At 70.1% G+C, this 23,952-nt stretch carries 20 protein-coding genes; 13 read left to right on the forward strand and 7 right to left on the reverse strand.

Annotation, left to right across the window (positions count from 1 at the left end):
* The first annotated feature begins 267 nt into the window (after positions 1-267).
* The 3 genes from CCN51_RS59120 (at position 268) to CCN51_RS03405 (ending at position 3,444) form a co-directional block, all read left to right on the forward strand.
* A complete protein-coding gene (locus tag CCN51_RS59120) occupies positions 268-402 on the forward strand; it encodes a hypothetical protein (protein ID WP_014176746.1) in 135 nt (44 codons plus the stop codon).
* A gap of 203 nt (positions 403-605) precedes the next feature.
* Entirely contained in the window at positions 606-1,859 is a 1,254-nt protein-coding gene (locus CCN51_RS03400) for an ATP-binding protein (protein WP_055413942.1), read from the forward strand.
* Between the two features lie 241 nt (positions 1,860-2,100).
* Positions 2,101-3,444, forward strand: coding sequence for an ATP-binding protein (locus CCN51_RS03405; RefSeq protein WP_245881570.1), 1,344 nt, complete (start codon positions 2,101-2,103; stop codon positions 3,442-3,444).
* A 66-nt stretch (positions 3,445-3,510) separates the two neighbouring features.
* Here CCN51_RS03405 and CCN51_RS03410 read toward each other — a convergent pair whose 3' ends face one another.
* Together CCN51_RS03410 and CCN51_RS03415 are read right to left on the reverse strand one after the other, a co-directional pair.
* Entirely contained in the window at positions 3,511-5,154 is a 1,644-nt protein-coding gene (locus CCN51_RS03410) for an FAD-binding oxidoreductase (RefSeq protein WP_014176743.1), read from the reverse strand.
* A gap of 87 nt (positions 5,155-5,241) precedes the next feature.
* A complete protein-coding gene (locus tag CCN51_RS03415; RefSeq protein ID WP_014176742.1) occupies positions 5,242-6,153 on the reverse strand; it encodes a LysR family transcriptional regulator in 912 nt (303 codons plus the stop codon).
* Positions 6,154-6,252: 99 nt separating this feature from the next.
* Between CCN51_RS03415 and CCN51_RS03420 the strand changes: the two genes are divergently transcribed.
* Positions 6,253-6,603, forward strand: coding sequence for a DoxX family protein (locus tag CCN51_RS03420; protein WP_014176741.1), 351 nt, complete (start codon positions 6,253-6,255; stop codon positions 6,601-6,603).
* Positions 6,604-6,636: 33 nt separating this feature from the next.
* Positions 6,637-7,443 (forward strand): nitrilase-related carbon-nitrogen hydrolase, encoded by an 807-nt coding sequence (locus CCN51_RS03425; RefSeq protein WP_014176740.1) that lies wholly within the window; start codon positions 6,637-6,639, stop codon positions 7,441-7,443.
* A gap of 64 nt (positions 7,444-7,507) precedes the next feature.
* Here the strand turns inward: CCN51_RS03425 and CCN51_RS03430 are convergent, their stop codons facing one another.
* A complete protein-coding gene (locus CCN51_RS03430) occupies positions 7,508-8,929 on the reverse strand; it encodes a M1 family metallopeptidase (RefSeq protein WP_014176739.1) in 1,422 nt (473 codons plus the stop codon).
* A gap of 358 nt (positions 8,930-9,287) precedes the next feature.
* Here CCN51_RS03430 and CCN51_RS03435 point away from each other — a divergent pair, with 358 nt between their 5' ends.
* The 6 genes from CCN51_RS03435 to CCN51_RS03460 all read left to right on the forward strand — a co-directional run bounded on the left by CCN51_RS03435 (position 9,288) and on the right by CCN51_RS03460 (position 16,658).
* Complete coding sequence (locus CCN51_RS03435; RefSeq protein ID WP_014176738.1) at positions 9,288-10,040, forward strand: GntR family transcriptional regulator; 753 nt, start codon at positions 9,288-9,290, stop codon at positions 10,038-10,040.
* A 517-nt stretch (positions 10,041-10,557) separates the two neighbouring features.
* The gene (locus CCN51_RS03440; RefSeq protein ID WP_086859241.1) at positions 10,558-12,252 is read left to right on the forward strand and encodes an APC family permease; all 1,695 of its coding nucleotides are present in this window, start codon (positions 10,558-10,560) and stop codon (positions 12,250-12,252) included.
* 219 nt (positions 12,253-12,471) lie between these two features.
* Entirely contained in the window at positions 12,472-12,657 is a 186-nt protein-coding gene (locus CCN51_RS03445) for an SPOR domain-containing protein (protein WP_014176736.1), read from the forward strand.
* A gap of 85 nt (positions 12,658-12,742) precedes the next feature.
* Positions 12,743-13,138 carry a (deoxy)nucleoside triphosphate pyrophosphohydrolase gene (locus CCN51_RS03450; RefSeq protein WP_043486881.1) on the forward strand — a complete coding sequence of 132 codons (396 nt, stop codon included), beginning with the start codon at positions 12,743-12,745 and terminating at the stop codon, positions 13,136-13,138.
* A gap of 132 nt (positions 13,139-13,270) precedes the next feature.
* Positions 13,271-13,714 carry an ATP-binding protein gene (locus CCN51_RS03455; RefSeq protein ID WP_014176734.1) on the forward strand — a complete coding sequence of 148 codons (444 nt, stop codon included), beginning with the start codon at positions 13,271-13,273 and terminating at the stop codon, positions 13,712-13,714.
* A 169-nt stretch (positions 13,715-13,883) separates the two neighbouring features.
* A complete protein-coding gene (locus CCN51_RS03460; RefSeq protein WP_043486879.1) occupies positions 13,884-16,658 on the forward strand; it encodes a SpoIIE family protein phosphatase in 2,775 nt (924 codons plus the stop codon).
* Between the two features lie 40 nt (positions 16,659-16,698).
* Here CCN51_RS03460 and CCN51_RS03465 read toward each other — a convergent pair whose 3' ends face one another.
* The 4 genes from CCN51_RS03465 to CCN51_RS03480 all read right to left on the reverse strand — a co-directional run bounded on the left by CCN51_RS03465 (position 16,699) and on the right by CCN51_RS03480 (position 20,788).
* Complete coding sequence (locus CCN51_RS03465; protein WP_014176732.1) at positions 16,699-17,469, reverse strand: succinate dehydrogenase/fumarate reductase iron-sulfur subunit; 771 nt, start codon at positions 17,467-17,469, stop codon at positions 16,699-16,701.
* On the reverse strand, positions 17,466-19,430 hold the full coding sequence (locus CCN51_RS03470; RefSeq protein ID WP_014176731.1) for a fumarate reductase/succinate dehydrogenase flavoprotein subunit: 1,965 nt from the start codon (positions 19,428-19,430) through the stop codon (positions 17,466-17,468). The genes CCN51_RS03465 and CCN51_RS03470 overlap by 4 nt, the downstream gene beginning before the upstream one ends.
* A 17-nt stretch (positions 19,431-19,447) precedes the next feature.
* Positions 19,448-20,293 carry a hypothetical protein gene (locus CCN51_RS03475; protein WP_014176730.1) on the reverse strand — a complete coding sequence of 282 codons (846 nt, stop codon included), beginning with the start codon at positions 20,291-20,293 and terminating at the stop codon, positions 19,448-19,450.
* 210 nt (positions 20,294-20,503) lie between these two features.
* Entirely contained in the window at positions 20,504-20,788 is a 285-nt protein-coding gene (locus CCN51_RS03480; protein ID WP_014176729.1) for a hypothetical protein, read from the reverse strand.
* A 324-nt stretch (positions 20,789-21,112) separates the two neighbouring features.
* Between CCN51_RS03480 and CCN51_RS03485 the strand changes: the two genes are divergently transcribed.
* Positions 21,113-23,167, forward strand: a complete 2,055-nt coding sequence (locus CCN51_RS03485; RefSeq protein ID WP_014176728.1) for an ABC transporter family substrate-binding protein — start codon at positions 21,113-21,115, stop codon at positions 23,165-23,167.
* A 93-nt stretch (positions 23,168-23,260) separates the two neighbouring features.
* Positions 23,261-23,908, forward strand: coding sequence for a hypothetical protein (locus CCN51_RS03490; protein WP_143675717.1), 648 nt, complete (start codon positions 23,261-23,263; stop codon positions 23,906-23,908).
* The last annotated feature ends 44 nt before the right edge of the window (positions 23,909-23,952 follow it).

The raw sequence follows: 23,952 nt of genomic DNA on the forward strand, positions 1-23,952 counted from the left end.
GTACTGGGCGCTGCGGTCGATATGCCTCCCCCAGCGGTAGCTGGGGGAGGCATATCGACCGCAGCGCCCAGTACGAGGGCCCGCGGCGGCAGCCGCTGATGTCGCAGCCTCCGCCCTGCGATGCTCCCCCAGTTACCGCCGGAAGGTGCCCTGCACCGGACGACGCGGGGACGCACCCCACTTCCCCGATCGCCAATCTGCTGGGGTTCGTCGCCGGCCACGTCCTCTACACCGGACAGCAGACCTTGCCGCATCGGCCACACCGGGATGCTGCAACGGGCCTGGGACCGGGTGCTGGAAACCAAGCCGGTGCTGCTGGTCCTCATCGGCTCGGATCTGTCGATGATGGAGGCGCCGCTCACTCTTCGCGTGCCGACTGTTGTGCGGGGCGGCCCGGGCTGAGGGCGGCTGCGGTGGCGGTGACGTGCCCGTTGCCTGGCAGCTGCTCGCCGAGCTGCTTGGCGCTCAGGATCTTCAGCTGTCGGTCGCTTGAGTGATCGATGGGCCATCGTCCGTCCGAATGCCCACCGCCCTATCGGCTGTTTGTCCACAAGGGGTCCGTCTAAATGACCATTGATCTTGGCGGTGGTGGCACTCTGTGATGCATGGCAACTCGCAATGATCTGGTTCGGCGCCATGCCGAGAGCCTTGTCGCGGAAGCGCTCGATGACACACGCGTGGTGCTGGTCAACGGCGCCCGTCAGGCGGGGAAGTCGACCTTGACCCGCCTGACCGCCGCGCGTCGCCGCGACCCCGTCCTGCGTCTGCTCGACGACGCGGCGACCCTGCGTGCCGCGATGGACGATCCCACGGGATTCGTCGAGCACGACTCGATGATGCTCATCGATGAGATCCAGCTTGCGCCGGAACTCCTCCGTGCGATCAAGGTGGCCGTCGACCTCGATCCGACGCCGGGGCGCTTCCTGCTGACCGGATCCTCGCGGATCCTTGCCATGCGGACGCTGCCGGATGCGCTGCCCGGCCGTATGGAGGTCATCGAACTGTGGCCGTTCTCGCAAGGGGAGATCAGCGGCGGTCCGGACCGGTTCGTCGACGCGGCGTTCACTCACGGCCCCGGCCTCAGCTGCACCTCCGCTCTGCGTAAGCGCGACTATCTGGACCGCGCGGTCGTCGGCGGATTCCCCGAGGCCGTCAAGCGCACGCCCCGGCGCCGGACCGCGTTCTTCAACGCCTATCTTTCGACGCTTGTCGAACGTGATGTGCTGGAGCTCGCCAGTATCGAGCGGCACGGCGAGATCCTGAAACTCCTCGGTCTCCTTGCCGGGCGGACTGGAGGGCTGTTGGTCCCTGCGGCGCTCGCCACCGCCTCGGGTATTCCCCGCACCACGCTGGTGCGCTACCTGGAACTGCTTACCTCAGTCTTTCTGATCAAGACCATTCCGGCCTGGACCTCCGGGCTGACGGGAAGGACGGTGGGGACTGGCAAACTCGCCTTCGTCGACACCGGGATCGCCTGCCATCTGACGGGCCAGGACGCCGCCCGGCTCGCTGAGCCCGACGGCGCGGCCGGTGCCATGTTGGAGAACTTCGTCGTCATGGAGCTCGCCCGCCAGCTGACCTGGTCCGAACAGCAAGGCCGCCTCTTCCACTATCGGACCAAGGACAAGGTCGAGGTAGACGCGGTCATCGAGACGCCGCGAGGCGACGTGATCGGCATTGAGGTCAAGGCCGGGGCCACCGTGCGCACCGAGGACCTCTCGGGGCTGCGTAATCTCGCCAACCTGCTCGGGGACCGGTTCGTCGCCGGCTACGTCCTCTATACGGGACAGCAGACCTTGCCGTTCGGCGACCGGATCCGGGCTCTGCCCATGGACGCCCTGTGGCAGCTGAGCCCCTGACGGGCGGTGGGGCCGGTGGGGTGATCCAGCGATTCCATGCTTGTTGCTGGATCGGCCCTGGATGGTCCGGCCGGATTTGCCGTTTCCGCAGGTGACTGCGCTGTTCCCGACGTTCCGCTTCAATGTGTAGCGGCTGACCTATCACCACATCGCTGATCTGGCAAACATGCAGGTCAGAAAGGGTCCGACTCCTCGGAGTCGGGCCCTTAGTTTTCCCGTGCTGGGATCGTGCTGGGATTTTATGGGGACGCCGGTGCTAACCTGCGTGATGCTGCGTGGGCGGCGCCGGGTGGGCAAGTCGCGACTGGTCGAGCGGTTTGCGGAGCGCTCCGGAGCGCCCTTCTTGTTCTATGCGGCGACCGGCGCGTCCCCCAGGGATGATCTGGCACGGCTGGCCCGGGACGCCCAAGTATCGACGCTGCCGTTGGCGGGGCTGGTAGCCGCCGCGCGGCCGGAGAGCTGGGATGCCGCGTTCGACGTGCTGGCCGCGGCGCTGCCCGCCGACCGGGCGAGCGTGCTGGTCATCGACGAAGTGCCGTACCTGATGGACACCGATGGCGCCTTTGAGGGGATGCTGCAACGGGCCTGGGATCGGGTGCTGGAAACCAAACCAGTGCTGCTGGTCCTCATCGGCTCCGATCTGTCGATGATGGAGGCACTGAACAGCTACGGACGACCCTTCCATCAGCGCGGCCGGGAGATGGTGCTGGGACCGCTCAATCCCGCCGAGGTGGGGCAGATGCTCGGGCTGGATCCGGCGGAAGCCTTCGACGCCGCGCTGGTCACCGGCGGGTTGCCGCTGATCTGCGCGGAGTGGCCGCGGGGCGCGGGGCTTTGGGACTTCCTGGGCGAGGCGCTGAGTGACCCGGTCTCGGCCCTGCTGGTGTCGGCCGAGCGCTCGCTGGCTGCCGAGTTCCCTCCGCAGGCTCAGGCGCGTACGGTGCTGGCGGCCATCGGCAGTGGCGAGCGAACCTTTACCAACATCGCCCGTGCGGCCGGCGGTATCGGGGCCACGCCCCTGCAGCGAGCGCTGGAGTTGCTCACGGACAAGCGGATCGTCGCCGCGGAACTGCCCGTGTCGCTGCGTCCGTCGAAGGATCGCCGCTACCGGGTGACAGATCCCTATCTGCGGTTCTGGCTGCATCTGCTCGGCCCGTCCATGGAGGAGATCGAGCGAGGGCGGGGCGATCTGACGTTGGCGCGGATCCGGGAGAGCTGGACCAGCTGGCGTGGCCGAGCCGTCGAGCCCCTTCTCCGCGAGGCCCTGGCGCGGATACTGCCCGATGACGGGCTGCCCGCGGCCCCCGCAGTGGGCGGCTACTGGACCCGCACCAACGGCGTCGAAATCGACATCGTCGGGGCGGACCGCGCCCCTGTTGCCAAGGAGCTGCTCTTCGTCGGCTCCATCAAGTGGTTGGAGCAGTCCCCCTTCGACCGGCATGACCTGGCAGCTCTCCACCGACACCGGGCCGCCCTCACCGGCGAACCCGTTCCAGTCATGGCGGTCTCGCGCAGCGGAGTCGACTGCCCGGGCCTCGATGCCACCTACGGCCCCGGCGATTTGCTGACCGCCTGGCCGCTGTGAGCAGCGGATGGCAGTGTCGCGAATCCCGTGCCGGCTGTTTGCGGCGGCGGCGCCGCGCCGATCGGTTCAGGCCGGCTCGATGGACAGGCGGTGGCGGAAGGCGTTCGTGGGATCGTACTGGGCCTTCACCCGCTGCAGACGCCGGTAGTTGTCCTTGTAGTAGAGGTAATGCCACGGCGTGTCCGAGGTGTTCCAGGCCGGGTCCCGCAGGTCGGCGTCGGGGTAGTTGATGTACGCCCCGTCGTTGATCTCGTTCGGGACGGGGACGCCGCCCGTGTCGGCGTACACAGCCCGGTAGAAGTTCCTGACGCCCGCCTCGTACGCGTCGGCGTCCGAGGGGCTGGGCCAGACCGTCACGTACCCGATCTTGATGCGGGTCCCCCGGTGGGCGTACGCGGTGGCATCCGGGGCGACGTCTCCCACCTTGCCGCCGTACGTCGACAGGGTCATCACGCCCGATACGCGACCCGGGTCGGTCTCAGTCAGGTGCGAGAAGGCCGCCTCGATCTGGGGGCGGCTGAGCGTCTTCTTCGCGTAGGCCGACTTCATCTTCGTATAGCGGCGGCTCACGCCCTCCCCGGTGCCGATCAGCGCGGCCTGGAGCCAGGGCACTTCCTTCCTCAGCCGGGTGAGCGAGTAGGCCGCGGTGCCCGCGCTGATCGCGTCGAGGTGGTCGCGCATCAGCCGCTCGGCGTTCGACTCGGTGGAGACCTGGCCCATGATGTACGGGGCGCCCAGCACGGCCGGCATCAGGAGGAGGTCGGAGTGGAGCGCGGCGGCGGGCGAGCCCGCGTCGCTGTTGGCCTCGGCCCAGGCGCCGTGGTTCTCCATCAGCCGGGTGAACGCCGCTTTGTCGAGGTCTTCCCAGCGCCACGCCGCGCTGAACGTCAACACATGCCGCGGCGGGTTCGGCAGCAGCCGTGCCGGGTCCGAGCCGCCGGCGTCGGGGGAGCGGAACCAGTAGCGGGTCACCACCCCGAAGTTGCCGCCGCCGCCTCCGGTGTGCGCCCACCACAGGTCCCGGTGCGGGTCGCCGTCCTCGCGGGTGGCCACGACCGTGCGCACCCGCCCGCTGCCGTCCACGGTGACGACCTCGACCCCGTACAGATGGTCGACGGTGAGCCCGTGCAGTCTGCTCAGCGTGCCGAAGCCGCCGCCCTGCACATGGCCGCCCGCGCCTACCGAGGGGCACCAGCCGCCGGGGATGGTCACGCCCCAGCCCAGGTACAGCCTGCGGTACACCTCCCCGAGCGTGGCGCCCGCCTCGACCGCGAAGGCGTTCCGCTCCGGGTCGAAGTAGACAGCCGTCATTCCGGACATGTCGATGATCATCCGGATCTCGGGATTGTCGACAAAGTCCTCGAAGCAGTGCCCGCCGCTGCGCACCGCGACGCGCAGACCTCCGTGTACCGCGTCCCGCACCGCCTCCTCTACGTGCTCGGTGCTGCCCACGATGCGCACCTGATCGGGTGATCCGGTGTAGCGCGCGTTGGTGCCACGACGCACCAGCTCGTAGTAGCGCTGATCCTTGCTGCCGACCCGCACGGGGCCGAGTGGCGGCGGGCAGGTGTCCTCCTGTCCCAGCCGGTGGTGCGCCGCGCCCGCTGCCTGCGCCCCCGTCGCCCCCGCGGTCCCGGCGGCCGAGATCCCGATCCCGGTACCGACCGCCGCCGCCGAGCGCAGCACGGAACGTCTGGTCTGCTCCCGCATTGCCCACTCCCCCTTCGTCGCCCGTTTTCCGCGACTCCTATGGATTTGGATAGGGGGCCAAAGGTGCCGGAGCGCCTTTAAGCGGATCTAAAGCGCAACCGTGCAGCCGCTGGACCCCACCTCCAGGCAGCAGTTGGCAAAGTCCCGGACGACCGGATTGTCGTCGTCGGCCGGGGTCCAGGCGACGGCGGCCCGGCTCGGGCTGACTCCGGTGACGGGGCGGTAGACGACGCCGGGGCGGGCGTAAAAGCGGGCGGCGGATTCGGGGGCGAGAGCGATGCCGTAGCCGTTGGCGATGGCGTTGAGCCAGTCGTCGGGCTGGTCGGTGACGGCGCCGATGCGGACCGGGTGCCCTTCGCGTTCGTCGGCGGCCAGCCAGTAGTCGCGCCAGGGGCCCGATTCGGCGGGGGCCGCGACGAAGGGTTCGTCCCAGAGGTCTCGGAAGGGGATCACGTCGCGGGTGGCGAGAGGGTGTGCCGCGGCGAGGGCGACGCAGCGGGGTTCGGTGAACAGGGGCGTCACGCGCAGGGTGTCCTGGCCGGGGAAGGGGAGGCGCACCAGGGCGACGTCGGCCTCTCCGTCGGACAGGCCCGCTGAGGGGTTGGCCCAGGAGGCCTGCCGCATCTGGGCGCGCCAGCCCGGTCGGCGGCGGGAGAACTCGGCGACGATGGGCTGGGTCGCCTCATTGGCTCCGCTGGCCACGAAGCCGACGCGCAGCACACGGGCGGCCCGGCTCGCGGCGGCCTTCGTCTCGCGGAGGATTTGGTCCCAGCCGGCCAGCAGGGCGGGTGCCCGCTCGGCCAGGGCGCGGCCCGGTTCGGTGAGGGTCATACCGGACCGGGAGCGGGTGAACAGCGCCGTGCCGAGCTGGGTCTCCAGCTGCTTGATCTGCTTGGTCAGCGCGGGTTGGGAGACGAACAGCCGCCGGGCCGCATGGGTGAGGTTCCCTTCCTCCGCCACGGCGACGAAGTAGCGCAGCAACCGCGTGTCGATGTCCATGCCGCCAGGTTATGGAGGCGGGTATTGGACGGCGCTCCGAGCCCGGACGAGGCTGGTCGGCGGGGACAGATTGGCAGGGACGGAGAGGAAGGGGCGCGCGTGTTCAGCGTGTACGTGGCCGTCACCGTCGTCGCGATCGTGGCGAATGCCGGGATCGCGGTGGCGGATCTGGCGAAGGCGGAGTTCGTGCTCGCGAACTCGGCGGAAGTGGGTGTTCCGCGGGGCTGGATCCCCTGGCTCGCCGCGCTCAAGGCCGCTGGGGCCGCCGGGCTGCTGCTGGGGCTTGTGGGGGTCCGGTTCATCGGGGTGGCCGCCGCGGTGGGGCTGGTGCTGTTCTTCGTCGGTGCCGTCGGGGCGCATATGCGCAGGCGCGTCTTCCACAACATCGCGTTTCCCGTGGGGTATCTGGGGCTGGCTGTCGCGGCTCTCGTCCTTGGGCTTGTGCGGTAGCAGGCTGTAAGCCGGGCTGGGACAATGACATTGATGCGCGTTTCTCTGGTCCAGCTCTCGGTCTCGGACGCGGAATCAGCCGACGACCGCCGGGCACGCGCCGCCGCATTGGTCCGCGGCCGGGCGGGCGACGACGTCGTGGTACTGCCCGAGCTCTGGACGACGGGCGCCTGGGCCTACGACGACTGGCAGACCGGCGCCGAGCCCATCAGCACCGACGGGCCGACCCTGCGCGCCATGTCGGCCGCGGCCAGGTCCGCGGCCGTGTGGTTGCATGCGGGCACGGTGGTCGAGCGCGACGGCGACGGCGCGCTCTACAACACCGCGCTGGTCTTCGACCGGACGGGGGCGCTGCGCGGTGCGTACCGCAAGATCCACCGCTATGGCTTCGACACCGGCGAGGCCGCCTGGATGGCCGCCGGGCGGGATGTGGTGACGGTTCCCACCGAACTCGGCGAGCTCGGCCTCGCCACCTGCTACGACCTGCGGTTTCCCGAGCTGTTCCGGGCCCTGGTCGATGCCGGGACCGAGATCCTGGCCGTGCCCGCCGCCTGGCCGGCCGGGCGGCGCGAACAATGGCGGATCCTGGTGCGCGCCCGTGCGGTCGAGGAGCAGGCCGTCGTCCTGGCGTGCTGCGCCGCGGGGACCCACGGCGGGATGGAGCAGGCGGGCGGCAGCCTGGTGGTCGATCCATGGGGCACGGTGCTCGCCGAGGCCGGGGCCGACGAGGAGATCCTGACCGCGGAGGTCGAGATGGACGCGGTCGCGGCGATCCGCGCGGAGCTTCCGGTCCTGCGGGACCGCGTGCTCGCCATCGCGGCACCCGGGGCGGGGCGCTGAGGACGCCCTCGCCCAGGCCGCGCCGGGGCGATCGCGTTACGGCCGCTTCGGCTTGCCGTTCGCGTCACGGCTTCTTCGGCTTGCCGTTCGCGTACAGCCAGACGTCGAAGAGGTCCTTGAGGTCCTCGCCAGACTTCTTCTCGCACAGCGCGATGAACTGCGCGGTGTCGGCGTTGCCATGGCGGTGGTCCCGGGTCCAGGCGCGCAGGATGGCGAAGAAGGTCTTGTCGCCGACGGCCTCGCGCACCTTGTGCAGCACCATCGCCCCGCGCCCGTAGACGGGCGGGTCCGAGACCCGGGCGGCGCTGGGCGGGGCGGCGGGTGGGAAGTCCCAGATGCCCTCGCTCTCGTCGTCCGTGCCGTCGTAGAAGTCATCGAAGATCTCCTGGGCGGTGCGGCCGTCGTGGTCCTCCTCCCACAGCCACTCGGCGTAGGTGGCGAACCCTTCGTTGAGCCACATGTCCTTCCAGGTCCGGGGCGTCACGGAGTTGCCGAACCACTGGTGGGCGAGTTCGTGCACGATCAGCGGCTCGCTGGGCGGGGACGGGTAGAGCGGTTTGGTCTGGGTCTCCAGGGCGTAGCCGAGGTCGGGCAGGTCGGCGACGATCGCGCCGGTGGAGGAGAAGGGGTACGGGCCGAAGGTCCGGGTTCCCCAGTCGATGACGTCGGTGACCTGGTCGGGGACGTCGGCGGCCCGGTCGGCCAGTTCGGGTTCGACGGCGACGTACTGGGGGAGCGTGCCGTCGGTGGTCGTGGTGTGGATGTCGAAGTCGTCGATGGCGACGGTGGCCAGATAGCTCGCCATGGGCTCGCCGGTGTGCCAGCGGAAGGTGGTGCGGTCGCCGTGTTCGCTGCGCTGCGCCAACTCGCCGTTGGATACGGCGGTGTAGCCCTGGGGGACGGTGATGGTGATGTCGTACGCGGCCTTGTCGGAGGGATGGTGGTTCCCCGGGAACCAGGACATGGAGCCGGTGGGTTCGCCGACCGCCACGGCCCCGTCGGCCGACTTGATCCAGCCCTCCTCCGAGCCGTCCGGGTCCGTGATGGTCTTCGGCTTGCCGTCGTAGACGACCGTGGCCTTGAACGTACGGCCCTTGGGGAGGGCGGCGGAGGGGGTGAGCGTCAGCTCCGTGCCGCTGCGCGCGGTCTTCGCGGGCCGGCCGTCGACCGTGGCCTCGCGCACCCGCAGTCCGGCGAGGTCCAGGTGGAAGGAGGTCAGGGCGCGGGTGGTGCGGGCGGTGAGTTCGGCGGTGCCCTTGAGGCGGTGGGAGTCGGGGGCGTAGTCGAGGGTGAGGCGGTAACGGGATACGTCGTAGCCGCCGTTGCCGAGCTTGGGGAAGAGCGGATCGCCGACCCCTGCGGTGCCGGGCCGTGCCCCGGGGGCGTCGTCGGCGGTGTCCTTGGCCCCCGCGCCGCCGGTGCACGCGGCGCACAGCAGCAGGGCGAGGGCGGCGGGCAGTGGCCGCGGGGTGGGGCGAGTGCGCACGGCGGGCTCCTGTGGGGGGACCGGCGGATGAACGGCGGTTGACGGGCTACAGGGCTACAGGGCTACGGGGCTACAGAGCTACGGCTACAGGGTGATGAGGTGCGAACGGCGGTGTACGGGCGTGTACGGCTTTGCTCGGTGGTGTTGCGGTGATGAACGGTGGTCTTACGGCGATGCACCGTTGCCTTACGGCGATGCTCAGGCGTTGATCGTCATTGATACCGACCTTATGCGTCGTTGTCGAAGTAAACGTCTCTGAGCTGCAGTTCACCACTTCCGGTGAAGCTCTGGCCCTCAGTTGCGGATGACAACCCTCGGTTGCGAAGCTGTTGCCGATTGTCAACCACTGGGAGCGCTCGTGGCCTTTGGTGATCAGCCCGCATATCTCCGAGTCGCCGACGACCTCCGGAAGAAGATCACCACCGGCGAGCTGCCACCGCACACCCGCCTCCCCTCCCAGGCCCGGATCCGTGAGGAGTACGGGGTCTCCGACACCGTCGCCCTCGAGGCGCGCAAGGTGCTGATGGCCGAGGGACTGGTCGAGGGCCGGTCCGGCTCCGGCACCTATGTGCGCGCGCGGCCCGTCCCGCGCCGTCTGATCCGTACGGGCTTCCGCGACGGCGACCGGTCCAATCCGTTCCGCCAGGAGCAGGCCGACGACCGGATCATCGGCACCTGGGAGTCCAGCAGCGAGCGGGAGGAGGCCGGGCGGGAGATCGCCCTGCGGCTGTGTATCGCGCCCGGTGAGCGGGTCATGCGCACCCGGTATGTGTTCCGGGCCGCGGGGGACGCGGTGATGATCTCCACCTCCTGGGAGCCGCTTGCCGTCACCGGCCGCTCGCCCGTGATGATGCCCGAGGAGGGGCCGCTGGCCGGGCGTGGCGTGGTCGAGCGGATGGCCGCGATCGACATCGTGGTGGACAACGTGACGGAGGAGGTCTCCGCGCGGCCCGGCCGGGCGGAGGAGGTGCTGACGCTGGGCGGGGTGCCGGGCCACTCCGTACTCGTCATCTCCCGTACGTACTTCGCGGGCGGCCGTCCCGTCGAGACGGCCGATGTGGTGGTGCTGGCCGAGCGATACCGCGTCGCGTACCACCTTCCGGTGCGTTGACGGGCCGGGCCCATCCGCTTGCCGGACGCGCCGTTCGCCGCCGTGAGCGCCGCTACCCGCCATTCCTCAACTCCATTATTCACATAAGGATTTGAGCTGAATTTGAGCTCGTCGGAATTTGAGGTAGATTTGAGGTCCGTGCCCACTGCATTAAAACCGGCACATCGTGCTCAACTCGCGTCACTCAGCCATCCGGGCCCATTCGCGGCAGCTGGGCACGAACATTGCGGAAGAGTTGCCGCTTCCCTGGTGAGTTAAAGGCGATTACGGGTGGGATTAATAAGTCCCGTGCCCGGCTCGTAAAGATTCGGCGAAGGGCCCGCCCGGCCTGCCTTGACTTATGCTTCTCATGGATTTTACCAGCGATTGACCTGCGCTGATGCACTCCAGTGCACATCCGTGAGAGCCGGACCTCAAACTCAGCTCAAACTCGTGAGGCACCCCTTCAATTCGTATGTACGATGACGGCCGTTTGCATCAGGTACAGCTATGGGGGACGAAGGGAGTGTCAGGGACGTTGAGCAATGAACAAGGTTCCCACTCGCATTACAAAAGGTCGCTCGGAACGGTGTCGCTCACCGCGGTCGGCCTCGGTTCCATCATTGGTTCCGGCTGGCTCTTCGGTGCCGAGCGAGCCGCGTCACTGGCCGGCCCCGCCGCCATTCTCGCCTGGGTGATCGGCGCCGTGGTGGCCCTCACCATCGCCCTGACCTATTCCGAGCTCGGCTCGATGTTCCCCAAGGCCGGCGGCATGGTCCGGTACGGGCAGTACTCGCACGGCTCGCTCGCCGGCTATCTGGCCGCCTGGGCCAACTGGATCGCCATCGTCTCGGTGATCCCGGGTGAGGCCACCGCCTCCATCCAGTACATGAGCTCCTGGGACTTCGGCTGGGCGAAGCAGCTGTACGACGGGAAGGAGCTGACCGGCACCGGCGTCATCCTCGCCTCCGTCCTGCTGGTCTTCTACTTCTTCCTCAACTGGTTCGCGATCACCCTCTTCGCGAAGACCAACACCGCGATCACCGTCTTCAAGCTGGTCGTCCCGGCGCTGACCGCGGGCGCCCTGCTGCTGGCCCACTTCGACAGCGGCAACATCAGCGGCAACGGCGGCTTCACCCCCAACGGCTGGAGCTCGGTGTTCACCGCCGTCGCGGTCTCCGGCATCGTCTGGGCGTACAACGGCTTCCAGTCCCCGCTCAACATGGCGGGCGAGGCGCGCAACCCCGGCAAGTCCCTGCCCAAGGCCGTCATCAGCTCCATCCTCATCTCGCTGGTGATCTACGTGGCCCTGCAGGTCGCCTTCCTGGGCGCGGTCCCGGCCGCCGATCTGTCGCACGGCGGCTGGTCGAGCCTGTCCTTCAACTCCCCGCTCGCCGACCTGGCCACCGCCTGGGGCCTGAACTGGCTGGCGCTGCTGCTGTACGCGGACGCCTTCATCTCCCCGTCCGGCACCGGCATGATCTACGCGGCCACCACCTCCCGCATGATCCACGGCGTGCAGGAGAACGGCCATCTGCCCAAGGTCTTCGGCCGGGTCGACCCCAAGACCGGCATCCCGCGCCCGGCGCTGGTGCTCAACCTGGTGATCGCCTTCGCGTTCCTCGCGGTCTTCCGCGGCTGGGGCTCGCTCGCCGAGATCGTCTCCGTCGCGACCGTCATCTCGTACATCACCGGCCCGGTCGCCGTGATGTCACTGCGCCGCCTCTCCCCGAACCTGCCGCGCCCGGTGAAGCTGCGTGCGATGCCGATCGTCGCGCCGGTCGCGATGGTCTTCGGCTCGCTCGTCCTGTACTGGGCCCGCTGGCCGCTGACCGGCAAGGTCATCTTGATCATGGCCATCGGTCTGCCGATCTGGGCCTGGTACGAGCTGCGCAAGCCGTGGGCCGAGCTGAAGCCGCACCTCATGGGGGGCGCCTGGATGGTGTCGTACCTGCTGGTCATGGCGCTGGTCTCGTTTCTCGGCAGTAAGAAGTACGGTGGCCGCGGCGATCTGGCCGACGGCTGGGACTTCGTGATCGTGGCCGTGATCGGTCTGCTCTTCTACGCCTGGGGCGTGGGCAGCGCCTGGCGCAACCCGTCCCTGGTGCAGGCCGAGCAGGAGCTGACCGCCGCCGCCGAGGCAGAGGCTGAGGCCGAGGCCGAGGCCGAGGCCGCGGGCGAGGCGGGCGAGGCGGACGACGACCGGCGTGAGAAGGCAACCGCGGGCGTCTGACATGGTGCAGGCCGGACGAGGGTGTCGCCTCGGCGAGGCGACACCTCGACCGGCCGCGCCGCCGATGACCGGCGGCTGGCCGGATGAGTACCTCGTTGTAAGAAGGCGTATCCGGTGCGTGAAGGTTGGGCGTAGGCTCGGGCATATGCGGATCGGGAATTCCTTACCGGAGTCACAGAGGCGTGCGCGGAGGCGCGCCAGATTGGAGGGGGCGGACCGATGAGTGACAGCAATGCCGTCCTGCCATGGCTCGTCATCCGCCAGGACGACAACGGCAATCGCTATCGCGTCGGCCGTTACGCCACCAAGACCGAGGCCCAGGAAGTGGCCGACCGGCTCGACTCGCAGAGCAAGGAGCAGCTCTACGTCGTCGAGCGGACCGCGGCCTCCCGGCAGGCCCGCTGAGCGGCCCCGGCCCGCGTTCCCGCCGCCGCCTTTCCTTGTCATCGCCCGCGCCGCACCCCCGGGGGACTCCCGTAGGGTGCGGCGCATGACAGTGCGCATGGTGGTGGGCGGAGCGGTGTTCGACCAGGGGCGGCTGCTGGCCGCGCGGCGCAGCGCCCCGCCCGAGCTCGCGGGCCGCTGGGAGCTGCCCGGCGGCAAGGCGGAGCCGGGCGAGACGCCGCAGCAGACCCTCGTGCGCGAGCTGCGCGAGGAGCTGGGCGTCGAGGTGCGGCCGCTGGAGCGGCTGCCCGGTGAGTGGACCCTCAAGCCCGGGTACGTTCTCCAGGTGTGGACCGCGGAGCTGTGCTCCGGTGAGCCGCGCCCGCTGGAGGACCACGACGAGCTGCGCTGGCTGCCGCCCGACCGCGTGGACGAGGTCGACTGGCTGGACGAGGACCGTCCGGCGGTGGCCGAGGCGGTACGGCGGCTGCTGAGCGCCTAGCAGCCCGTGTCCGGTCCCGCGCTGATGTACCCGTCAAGACGGTCGACGGTACTGCCGCCCAGATATCGGGTATGTACTGATTAACCTCCCTGAATCCACACATTCCGGCGGGGCTTGGACGTGTCGGGGGAAGTGATCGGCGTGACGGACGGCACAGGAGCGGCTGGTTCCGGGCCCGGCCGGCCCGGCTCCGTCGAGTGGGTCGTCCCCGCCGAGCCCGGTGCCGTCCGGGTGGTCCGTTCCCAGGTGCGCGAGGCGCTGGAGCGCTGGGGGCTGGCGGCGCTGGGCGATATGGCGGTGTTGCTGGTGAGCGAGTTGGTCACCAATGCGCTGCGCCATGCCAGCGGCCCGATCGGCGTCCGTATGTACGCCCGTCGCGAACGCGCCGCGGGGGGCCCGGTCCTGCTGGTCGAGGTCTCCGACCCGCTCACCGATCCGCCGCGCGAGCGCGTGGCCACGCCGGAGGACGAGAGCGGCCGCGGTCTGCAGTTGGTGGCCCGCAGCGCGCTGCGCTGGGGCGCCCGGGCCGGCGCCACCGGGAAAACGGTGTGGTTCGAGCTGGCTCTGCCCGGTTAAGAGTGTGAGTGAGCGCTGATCTTGAGCGCTTGTCAAAAAGCCGGGACGGAACCTGAATGCGGGCTGAGATAGTGCTGTGATCGTGAAGACCGTACTCCGGATGGCCGAGGTGCTGGATACTCGCTATCTGAGAGCCGGTCGGAGCACCTGAGCCGGAGGGGACGGGCGCATGAGCGAGAAGCCAGCGGGGGCGGATATGCCCGAGGAGGCGGTTGGTTCGCAGATGTCGCCAAAGTCCCGTACGTCCTCATCATCACGTTCACCAATCAAGCCCGCCTTGCCTTCTTCATCTCCTGTGTCGACTTCGCGGTCTTTGCCTGTGCCGTACCGATCGCCGGAATCCTCCCTGTCCTCCGCCCCGTCGGTCTGGCAGAGCAGCCCGCCCGGCTCGATTTACGACTACATCCGGGTCGCCTCCTTCTCGCTGGGGCCCGACGGCCGGATCGCCCAGTGGAGCCGGCGCGCCACCGAGCTCCTTGGCCTCAGCCACGAAGAGGCCATCGGCAAGGACCCGGTGGAGGCGTTTGTACCGCCCGAGCTGCGCGAGGCCAGCCGCCGGACGGTCGCCGACATCCTCGACGGCAGGGAGTGGACCGGACTCGTTCCGTATCACAACCCGCAGGCGCCGCAGGCGCATGGCATCGCCGAGGTCTATGTGATGCCGGCCGAGACCGAGCACGGTGAGCGGTCCGCCCTGTGTATCGCCGTGGATGTGACGGCTCTACGGGGGCTGGAGACAGACCTCGCCGCGTCGCAGGCCGTTTTCGGTCAATCTCCGCTCGGTTTCTTTCTCTTCGGCACCGATCTGCGCATGCTTCGCGTCAACGAGCGGTTTGCCACGGTTTTCGGCCGCCCCGCCGAGGCGTATCGCGGCGCCTCCGCGTACGACCTGCTGCCGCGCGGTGAGGCCGACCGGCTCGCCGCCGCCCTGCGCCAAGTCCTCGACAGCGGGCAGTCGCTGACCGATATGCCCATCGTGGGCACCGTGCCCGGCAACCCCGAGCGGCGCCGCTGGTCCATCTCGCTGTACCGGCTGCACAGCGGCTCGGGCCGGCCCATCGGCGTCGCCGGTCTTGCCACCGATGTCACCGGCCGCCGCCGCGCCGAACAGGAAGCCGCGGGCGTACGCCGCAACCTGGCGCTGCTCAACGAGGCAGGGGCCCGAATAGGCACCTCCCTCGACCTGGAGACCACCGCGCGCGAACTGCTGGACGTGGCCGTACCGCAGTTCTGCGACCTGGCCTCCGTGGACCTCTACCAGGGGCTGCTCGTCGGCGACGAGACCCCGTCCGGACTGGCCGACGGCAGCGCTGAACTGCGCCGGGTGGCCTTCGCCAGCGCCGTCTCGGCCGGGCCGGTCGGCTTCGGGGACAGCTATCTGTCCAGTGGCGGAGCCGGTGGCGACGGAGCCGGCGGCGCCACCAAGCCCGTCCAGGTCGGCGAGGTGCACCGCTACCCCTTCAACTCGCCCAGCGCCGTGGCCCTGCGCACCGCCCGCGCCCGCGTCGTCCCCGGCCGGGACGGCGGCGAGAGCCTGGAGATGGGCACGATGCTCCAGTCCACTCTCGTGGTGCCGATGGTCGCGCGCGACACGGTCGTCGGCCTCGCCCAGTTCTCCCGCACCAAGGGCAGCGAGCCCTTCGGCGAGCGGGACACCGCCCTGGCCGTCGAGCTGGCCGCCCGCGCGGCCGTCTCCATCGACAACGCCCGCCTCTACCGCAGAGAGCACGAGCGCGCGCTGATACTCCAGCGCAGCCTGCTACCGCCCGGCGACCCGGAAGCCGCCGGGCTCGATATCGCCTGCCGCTATCTGCCGGGCAACGCGGCGACCGAGGTGGGCGGCGACTGGTTCGACGTCATCGAGCTGCCCGGCCACCGCACGGCCCTGGTGGTCGGCGATGTGATGGGCCGCGGTCTGCGCGCCGCCGTCGCCATGGGCGAGCTGCGCACCGCCGTACGGACCCTGGCGCTGCTCGACCTGGAGCCCGCCGAGGTCCTCTCCGCGCTCGACGAGATCGCCAGCGGGCTCGGCGCGCCCGGCGGCTCGAACTCCGGAGGCCGGGCGGGCTCGCGCGCCCGCCGCGGCAAGGCCGCCGACGGCTCCTCCGACCTCGCCGAGGTGTACCTCGCCACCTGCGTCTACGCCGTCTACGACCCGGTCACCCGCCGCTGTACGTTCGCCAACGCCGGCCACCCGCCCCCCGTCCTCGTCGAACCGGGCGAGTCCGCCCTGCTGATGGAGGTCCCGCCCGGGATGCCGCTGGGCGTCGGCGGCGAACCGTTCGAGGAGATCGAGGTCGAACTCCCCGACGGGGCGCTGCTGGCCCTCTACACCGACGGCCTGGTCGAGTCCCGCGACCACACCCTCGACGAGGGTCTGCAGGCCCTGCGCGCGTCCCTCAACACGCCGGACAGCGTGGTGTCCCTGGAGGACGTCTGCGACCACGTGCTGAGCACCCTGGACACCCACCACGGCGAGGACGACATCGCCCTGCTGATGGCCAGGATGCAGGGCCTGTCGGCGGAATCGGTCGGCGACTGGCAGCTGCCCAGCGAGCCCAAGTCGGTCGGCCGCGCCCGTGAACTGGCCCGGCAGCAGCTGGAGTCCTGGGGTATGGACGAGCTGGTGGACACCACCGAGCTGCTGGTGAGCGAGCTGGTCACCAACGCACTGCGGTACGGCGAGGGCGAGATCCGGCTGCGCCTGCTGCTGGACCGCACGCTGGTCTGCGAGGTCTGGGACAGCGGCCTGGTCCAGCCCCGGCGCCGCCGCGCCCGCGACACCGACGAGGGCGGGCGCGGGCTGCAGCTGGTCGGCCTGCTCAGCGCGGGCTGGGGCAGCCGGCGCACGCCGCACGGCAAGACGGTCTGGTTCGAGCTGGCGCTGCCCAACGGGCAGTCGTCGGGCCCGGACTCGGTGGAGGCGCTGCTGAGCATGTGGTGACGGGCCCGCCACCAAACGGTCAGGACCCGTCACCGAACAATCAGGACTCGCGGCGGCGGATCTTGTTGCCCAGCCAGACCAGCGGGTCGTACTTACGGTCCACCGCCCGCTCCTTGAGCGGGATCAGCGCATTGTCCGTGATCTTGATCCCCTCCGGGCAGACCTCGGTGCAGCACTTGGTGATGTTGCAGTAGCCCAGACCGTGCTCCTCCTGGGCCGTGCGCTTGCGGTCGAGTCCGGTCTCGGCCGCCCCGTCCAGCGGGTGCATATCCAGCTCGGCGACCCGCATCAGGAACCGCGGCCCGGCGAAGACCTCCTTGTTGTCCTCGAAGTCGCGCACCACATGGCAGGTGTCCTGGCACAGGAAGCACTCGATGCACTTGCGGAACTCCTGGGACCGCTCCACGTCCTCCTGCCACATCCGGTACTCGCCCGGCCCCAGGCCCTCCGGCGGTACGAAGGACGGCACCTCGCGCGCCTTCTCGTAGTTGAACGACACATCGGTCACCAGGTCCCGTACGACCGGGAAGGCGCGCAGCGGGGTGATGGTGAGCGTCTCGTCGCGGCCGAAAACCGACATCCGGGTCATGCACATCAGCCGGGGCCGCCCGTTGATCTCGGCGCTGCAGGAGCCGCACTTGCCCGCCTTGCAGTTCCAGCGGACCGCCAGGTCCGGGGCCTGGGTCGCCTGGATCCGGTGGACGATGTCCAGAACGACCTCCCCCTCGTTGACCTCGACATGGAAGTCCTTCAGACCGCCGCCTTCCACATCGCCCCGCCACACCTTGAAGTGGGCCTCGTACGCACTCACTGGGTCAGCTCCTCGTCCGTCAGGTACTTCACCAGCTCGTCCTTCTCGAACAGGCCGAGCAGATCGGGCCGGATGGGCGGGGTAAGGCGCCGCTCCAGCCGGATCTGCCCCTGCCGCGCGTCCGGGGCCGCGGGCTCGCCCGAGGGGTCGGCGAGCCGGCACACCAGGTTGACCGGCCGCCACTCGCGGTCCATCTCCGGATAGTCGTCGCGGGTGTGCCCGCCGCGGCTCTCGGTCCGCTCCAGCGCGGCGCGCGCCACGCACTCGCTGACCAGCAGCATGTTGCGCAGATCGATGGCCAGGTGCCAGCCGGGGTTGAACTGCCGGTGCCCCTCCACCCCGGCGCGCCGCGCCCGCACCCGCAGGGCGGTCAGGCGGTGCAGTGCCTCCTCCATCTCGCCGGCCTTCCTGATGATGCCCACCAGGTCGTTCATGGTCTGCTGGAGTTCCTGGTGGAGCGTGTACGGATTCTCGGCCGGAACCGTGGACCGAGGCGCCCGGCTCGACGGATCGCCGCCCTCGGCGCTGAACGGGCGCAGCGCCTCGGCCGCCGCCAGGTCGATCTGCGCGTCGTCCGGTGTCGGCAGCGCCCCCGAGGAGGCCGTCTCCTCCGCGTACCGGGCCGCGTGCAGCCCCGCGCGCCGGCCGAAGACCAGCAGGTCGGAGAGGGAGTTGCCGCCCAGCCGGTTGGAGCCGTGCATACCGCCCGCGACCTCGCCCGCGGCGAACAGGCCGGGCACTCCGGTCGCGGCCGTGGTGTCCGGGTCGACGTCCACGCCGCCCATCACGTAGTGGCAGGTCGGGCCGACCTCCATGGGCTCGGCGGTGATGTCGACGTCCGCCAGCTCCTTGAACTGGTGGTGCATGGAGGGCAGCCGCCGCTTGATGACCTCGGCGGGCATCCGGGTGGACACATCGAGGAAGACCCCGCCGTGCGGGGAGCCGCGGCCCGCTTTGACCTCGGAGTTGATGGCGCGGGCGACCTCGTCGCGGGGGAGCAGTTCGGGCGGGCGGCGGTTGTGGTCCGGGTCCTCGTACCAGCGGTCGCCCTCGTCCTCGGTCTGGGCGTACTTCTCCTTGAACACATCCGGGATGTAGCCGAACATGAAGCGCTTGCCCTCGCTGTTGCGCAGCACCCCGCCGTCGCCGCGCACCGACTCGGTCACCAGGATGCCCTTGACCGAGGGCGGCCAGACCATACCGGTGGGGTGGAACTGCACGAACTCCATGTTCACCAGCGGCGCCCCGGCCAGCAGCGCCAGCGCGTGGCCGTCGCCGGTGTACTCCCAGGAGTTGGACGTCACCTTGAAGGACTTGCCGATGCCGCCGGTGGCCAGCACCACCGCGGGGGCCTCGATGGTGAAGAAGCGGCCGGACTCGCGCTCGTACCCGAAGACTCCGGCGACCCGCTCGCCCGCCTCGTCCTTGAGGACGCGGGTGACCGTGCACTCCTGGAAGACCTTCAGCCGCGCCTCGTAGTCGCCGAACTCGGCCTTGTCCTCCTGCTGCAGGGAGACGATCTTCTGCTGGAGGGTGCGGATCAGCTCCAGGCCGGTGCGGTCGCCGACATGGGCGAGGCGCGGATATTCATGGCCGCCGAAGTTCCGCTGGGAGATCTTTCCGTCGGGGGTGCGGTCGAAGAGCGCGCCCCAGGTCTCCAGCTCCCAGACCCGGTCCGGGGCCTCCTGCGCGTGCAGCTCCGCCATCCGCCAGTGGTTGAGGAACTTTCCGCCGCGCATGGTGTCTCTGAAGTGCACCTGCCAGTTGTCGCCCTCATTGACATTGCCCATGCTGGCGGCGATGCCGCCCTCGGCCATCACGGTGTGGGCCTTGCCGAAGAGCGATTTGCAGATGACGGCGCAGCGCTTGCCCTGTTCGCGCGCTTCGATCGCGGCCCGCAGCCCGGCGCCGCCGGCGCCGATCACGACCACGTCCCACGACTGCCGTTCGACTTGGGTCATCTTGTTGGGCACCTCTCCTAGAAAAAGCGCGGGTCGTCGAAGGCGCCGCTGGCCACCAGATAGACGTAGAAGTCGGCCACGGCGACGCTCACCAGCGACGCCCAGGCCAGCTGCATATGGCGGGCGTTGAGCTTGCTGACCCAGCCCCATAGGCGGTAGCGCACCGGATGCCGGGAGAAGTGCCTGAGCCGGCCGCCGACGATATGCCGGCAGGAGTGGCAGGAGAGGGTGTACGCCCAGATCAGCGCGATGTTGACGAGCAGCACCAGGGTGCCGAGGCCCATATGGCCCCACCGGCCGTGCTCGTCGCGGAAGCCGAGCACCGTGTCGTAGCTGAGGATCCCGGCGACGATCACCGCGAAGTAGAAGAAGTAGCGGTGGATGTTCTGCAGGATCAGCGGGAAGCGGGTCTCGCCGGAGTATTTGGCGCGTGGCTCGGGGACCGCGCAGGCCGGGGGCGAGGCCCAGAAGCCCCGGTAATACGCCTTGCGGTAGTAGTAGCAGGTCAGCCGGAAGCCCAGCGGGAAGATCAGGATCAGCAGGGCGGGGGACAGGCCCCACCACGCGCCGAAGATCTCCCAGTTCGCGCCGCCCTTCATGGGCACGCAGTTCTGCGCGACGCAGGGCGAGTAGAACGGCGAGACATACGGTTCGGCGTAGTAGTCGTCTCCGGAGAAGGCCCGCCAGGTCGAGTAGACGACGAAGGCGAAAAGACCGGCGGCGGTCGCCGCGGGCGAGAGCCACCAGCGGTCGGTGCGCAGATGGCGGGCCGGGACGGCGGCGCGCGAGGGCGCGTGTACGCCGTGGGCGGTGGGGTCTTTTCCGGAGGTCGTACGGGCCTGGGGGTCGGTGCCTGTGGCCAAAAGGGACTCCGTGGTGGAGTGTGCGGGTGGGTGATGGGGCGGCACTCACGCGGCGTGAGGGGCGGGACACCTCGGGTAGGCGCCCGTATGCGTCAGCTGCCGGGTCGCCTCGTGGCGCGTCGCCTCATGGGGCGGGGCGCCTGGTGCCGGGCCGCCTCGTGGGGCGGGTCGCCTCGTATGGGCGGGTGCCGGTCACGCCGCGTGCGCGCCTCAGGGCGCGTGGCGGTCGCGCGCGCCGAGCCCCTCGTCGTCGACGTCCAGCCAGAGCGCGCTGTTGTACGGCGCGTCGGGGACCAGCACCATCTCCGGGCTCGACCGCTCGCCGGGGGCGGTCGCGCGCAGCAGGGCCAGGCTTTCGCGGAGATGGTCCGCGTCGGTACGGACGCGACGTATCTCCAGGCCTCCGGGGCCGACCGACTGTTCCAGCCGGTGGACGGAGCGGACCAGATCGTCGAGACAGCGCTGGACGGCCGTCAAGTCGTCGTTCAAGGACATGACTTGCCCTCACTTCCGCGGTTGCGGTTGGCGACGCTCATGCGACAGCGAGTGTTACGCGTCATGGTCGCGGTTGGGAAGGGATCTGCCGGGATTGGCGCGGCCACCGAAGCGAAGGCACCTTCGCGCGCGGGGGTACGCGCCCACCGGATTGACCCGCTCGGGTGATCCTTTCCCCTCCATGGCCGTCTCGGCGTGCTGTTTCCTGAAGTGTCGCTTTGAGTGAGGAGTATATGCGATGAGCGTCACAATATGCCAAATATGCACAATTCCGGCTCACCCGGCCCGTCCGGCCGAGCAGGCCCACCCCGGAGGTACCGCGCCATGTCCATCGCCAAGCGCCGCCGTGTCGTGCTGCTCGCCGCGGGAGTGCTGTTGCCGCTGCCCTGGGCGAGCGGATGCAGCTCCGGCGGTGACGACAGCTCGCCCGCCGCCGCCCGACGGGACGTGGCCACGGCCGCCCGCGACCGGGTGGCCGATACGGGGACGCTGCGCTGGGCCCTGGACGCGGCGCCCGGAACGTTCAACGCCTTCCAGACCAACGCCGACAGCGGCACCCAGCGGATCGCCGGCGCCGTCCTGCCGTCCCTGTTCACCCTGGACGGCCAAGGCCGCCCACAGCGCAACCCCGACTATCTCCAGGCCGCCGACGTGGTGGACCGCGAGCCCAAGCAGGTCGTGCGCTACAAGCTCAACCCGAAGGCGGTGTGGACCGACGGGCGCCCGCTCGGCGCCGAGGACTTCACCGCCCAGTGGAAGGCGCTGCGCGGTGCGGACGGCGCGTACTGGACGGCCCGCAACGCCGGGTACGACCGCATCGCCAAGGTCGAGCCCGGCGACGGGGAGCACGAGGTCGAGGTCACCTTCGCCAAGCCGTACGCGGACTGGCGCTCGCTGTTCACCCCGCTCTACCCGAAGAGCGTGATGAGCGGCCCGACGGCCTTCAACGACGGACGGCGCCGGGGGCTCGCGGTCAGCGCGGGACCGTTCATGATGCGCAGCATCACGGGCGGTACGAAGAGCGTCACGCTGGTGCGCAACCCCCGCTGGTGGGGCGACCGGGCCCGGCTCGACAAGCTGGTATTCAAGGCCGTACCGGTCAAGGACAGGCCCGCCGCGCTGCTGGCCGGGAAGCTCGATCTGGCCGAGGTCGACCGGGCCATGGCCGAGCGGATCCAGGACGCGGCCGAGGTGCCCAAGAAGAAGGGCAAGGCGGAGGGGAAGGCACAGAAGGCGGAGAACGGGAAGCGGGGGACGGACAAACAGGCCGCGGCCGAACCGTCGGCCCAGCACGGGGCCGAGGCCGGGACGGACCTGGCGGCGGGCGGCCGGAACGCGGCCGACGCGATGCGCGCCTGGGCGGAGGAGAACTCCTCCAAGGAGGCGCGGGCCGAGAAGGCGGCCCTGCGCAGGCTTGTCGTGCGCAGGGCCCTGGAGCCCGCGTACACCCAGCTCGCCCTCAACGGCACCAAGGGCCCCCTCGCCGACGAGCGGGTGCGCCGCGCCGTGGCCCGCGCGATCGACCGCAAGGACCTCGCGAAGCTGGTGCTGGGGCCCCTGGGGCTGCCCGCCAAGCCGCTGGGCAACCATCTGCTGATGGCCGGCCAGCAGGGCTACAAGGACCACAGCGGCGCCCTCGGCGGCAAGGACACCCACGCCGCGCAGGCCCTGCTCGCCGACGCGGGCTGGCGCGCCGCCCCGGCCTCGGCCAGGCAGAAGGCGCTCGGCGCCAAGACGGACGACCAGGGCCGCGACAGCGGGCGCGACGGCGGGAAGCGCGACGGCGGCCGGGGCGCGGGCCCCGACGCGGGCGACGCGGGCCGCTCCGGTCGCGCCCCAGCGGCCGTGGTGCGCAAGCACGGCCAGCCGCTTGAGCTGCGCTTCGTGGTGCCGACCGGCGCCGGCACCGCCCCGCTCGGCAAGGTCAGCGCGCGCATCGCGCGGATGCTGGAGGCGATCGGCGTCCGCACCAAGATCACCAAGGTTTCGGGCAGTGGCTACTTCAAGGACCACATCGCCTCCGGCAACTACGACCTCGCCCTCTACTCCTGGCCCGCCAGCGCCTACCCCGCCACCGACGCCCGCCCGATCTACGCGAAGCCGCAGCCCGCCGCCGACGGCTCGCTGGTCGTCGAGCAGAACTACACCCGGGTGGGCACGGACCAGATCGACCAGCTCTTCGACGAGGCCGTCGCTGAACTGGACTCCGGCTCCTCCCGGACCCTGGTCAGCCGCGCGGACGCGCGGATCTGGGCGGCGGCCGGGTCCATCCCGCTCTACCAGCGCCCCCAGCTGGTCGCGGCCAGGAAGACGGTGGTCAACGCGGGCGCCTTCGGCTTCGCCACCCCGCGCTACCAGGACATCGGCTTCCGCAAGTAACCCTCAGGACTGCCTCAACTCCCTTGTCCAGCAAGCCGATCGACATGAAGCATGGCGTGTGATCACGACACCGGACACACGGGGGAGGACGGTATGAGGCGCGGATTGACCACTGCGGTCGCGGCCGTAGCGATCATGGCGGGGGCCGCGGGCTGTACGTCTGGCGGCTCCTATGGGGCCGCCCGCGGCGGCACCCAGCAGCTCACGGCCGCCAAGGCGTGCGCCGACGCCACGTACACCTGGCTGAACGTCTCCCGGCGCTCGGCGCTGACCGACATGACGCCGGGCACCCACTATGACAAGGGCGACAAGGTGAGCACCCGGGACGTCAAGGAGATCGCCCGCTACACCGTGTCCGTCCGCACCAGGGGCACGGAACTGCCCGAGAAGCGGCTGATCCGCGATCTCGGCCGGCACCTGAAGCTGGGGCTCGCCGGCGACGGGGTCACGAGGGCCGACGACAGCGGGCGGACGACCAAGTACGACAGGGGAGCGTACGGAGAGCAGACCGCCGAGGCGTCCGGTCGCTATGTCACGGGTCGCGCGGTCGACCTGGTCGAGGGCGATTACCGCTACGCCTGCAAGGGCGGGACGGTCTCCTCGGGCCACGTGGTGACCTGGACCGACAGCTATGAGGTGATCGCCGTCGCCTGTGGCGAGAAGCCGGACAAGGAGGCGAGCGAGGGCGAGCGCGAGGCCGCCAGGCTGGGCTGCCGCGAGGGCGACCCCGCGCGCGCCTGAGTCCGGTCCCTCGGCCCGGTACGGGCGGGGCGGGCGTTACCGCC

The sequence above is a fragment of the Streptomyces milbemycinicus genome, assembly GCF_002154605.1.
Taxonomy (GTDB): Bacteria; Actinomycetota; Actinomycetes; order Streptomycetales; family Streptomycetaceae; genus Streptomyces; species Streptomyces milbemycinicus.

Bases quoted from the DNA above. Each gene is read 5' to 3' on its own strand.
- CCN51_RS59120 (WP_014176746.1), top strand. From the start codon at position 268: ATGCTGCAACGGGCCTGGGACCGGGTGCTGGAAACCAAGCCGGTGCTG.
- CCN51_RS03400 (WP_055413942.1), top strand. From the start codon at position 606: ATGGCAACTCGCAATGATCTGGTTCGGCGCCATGCCGAGAGCCTTGTC.
- CCN51_RS03405 (WP_245881570.1), top strand. From the start codon at position 2,101: ATGGGGACGCCGGTGCTAACCTGCGTGATGCTGCGTGGGCGGCGCCGG.
- CCN51_RS03410 (WP_014176743.1), bottom strand. From the start codon at position 5,154: ATGCGGGAGCAGACCAGACGTTCCGTGCTGCGCTCGGCGGCGGCGGTC.
- CCN51_RS03415 (WP_014176742.1), bottom strand. From the start codon at position 6,153: ATGGACATCGACACGCGGTTGCTGCGCTACTTCGTCGCCGTGGCGGAG.
- CCN51_RS03425 (WP_014176740.1), top strand. From the start codon at position 6,637: ATGCGCGTTTCTCTGGTCCAGCTCTCGGTCTCGGACGCGGAATCAGCC.
- CCN51_RS03445 (WP_014176736.1), top strand. From the start codon at position 12,472: ATGAGTGACAGCAATGCCGTCCTGCCATGGCTCGTCATCCGCCAGGAC.
- CCN51_RS03450 (WP_043486881.1), top strand. From the start codon at position 12,743: ATGACAGTGCGCATGGTGGTGGGCGGAGCGGTGTTCGACCAGGGGCGG.
- CCN51_RS03460 (WP_043486879.1), top strand. From the start codon at position 13,884: ATGAGCGAGAAGCCAGCGGGGGCGGATATGCCCGAGGAGGCGGTTGGT.
- CCN51_RS03470 (WP_014176731.1), bottom strand. From the start codon at position 19,430: ATGACCCAAGTCGAACGGCAGTCGTGGGACGTGGTCGTGATCGGCGCC.
- CCN51_RS03480 (WP_014176729.1), bottom strand. From the start codon at position 20,788: ATGTCCTTGAACGACGACTTGACGGCCGTCCAGCGCTGTCTCGACGAT.
- CCN51_RS03485 (WP_014176728.1), top strand. From the start codon at position 21,113: ATGTCCATCGCCAAGCGCCGCCGTGTCGTGCTGCTCGCCGCGGGAGTG.
- CCN51_RS03490 (WP_143675717.1), top strand. From the start codon at position 23,261: ATGAGGCGCGGATTGACCACTGCGGTCGCGGCCGTAGCGATCATGGCG.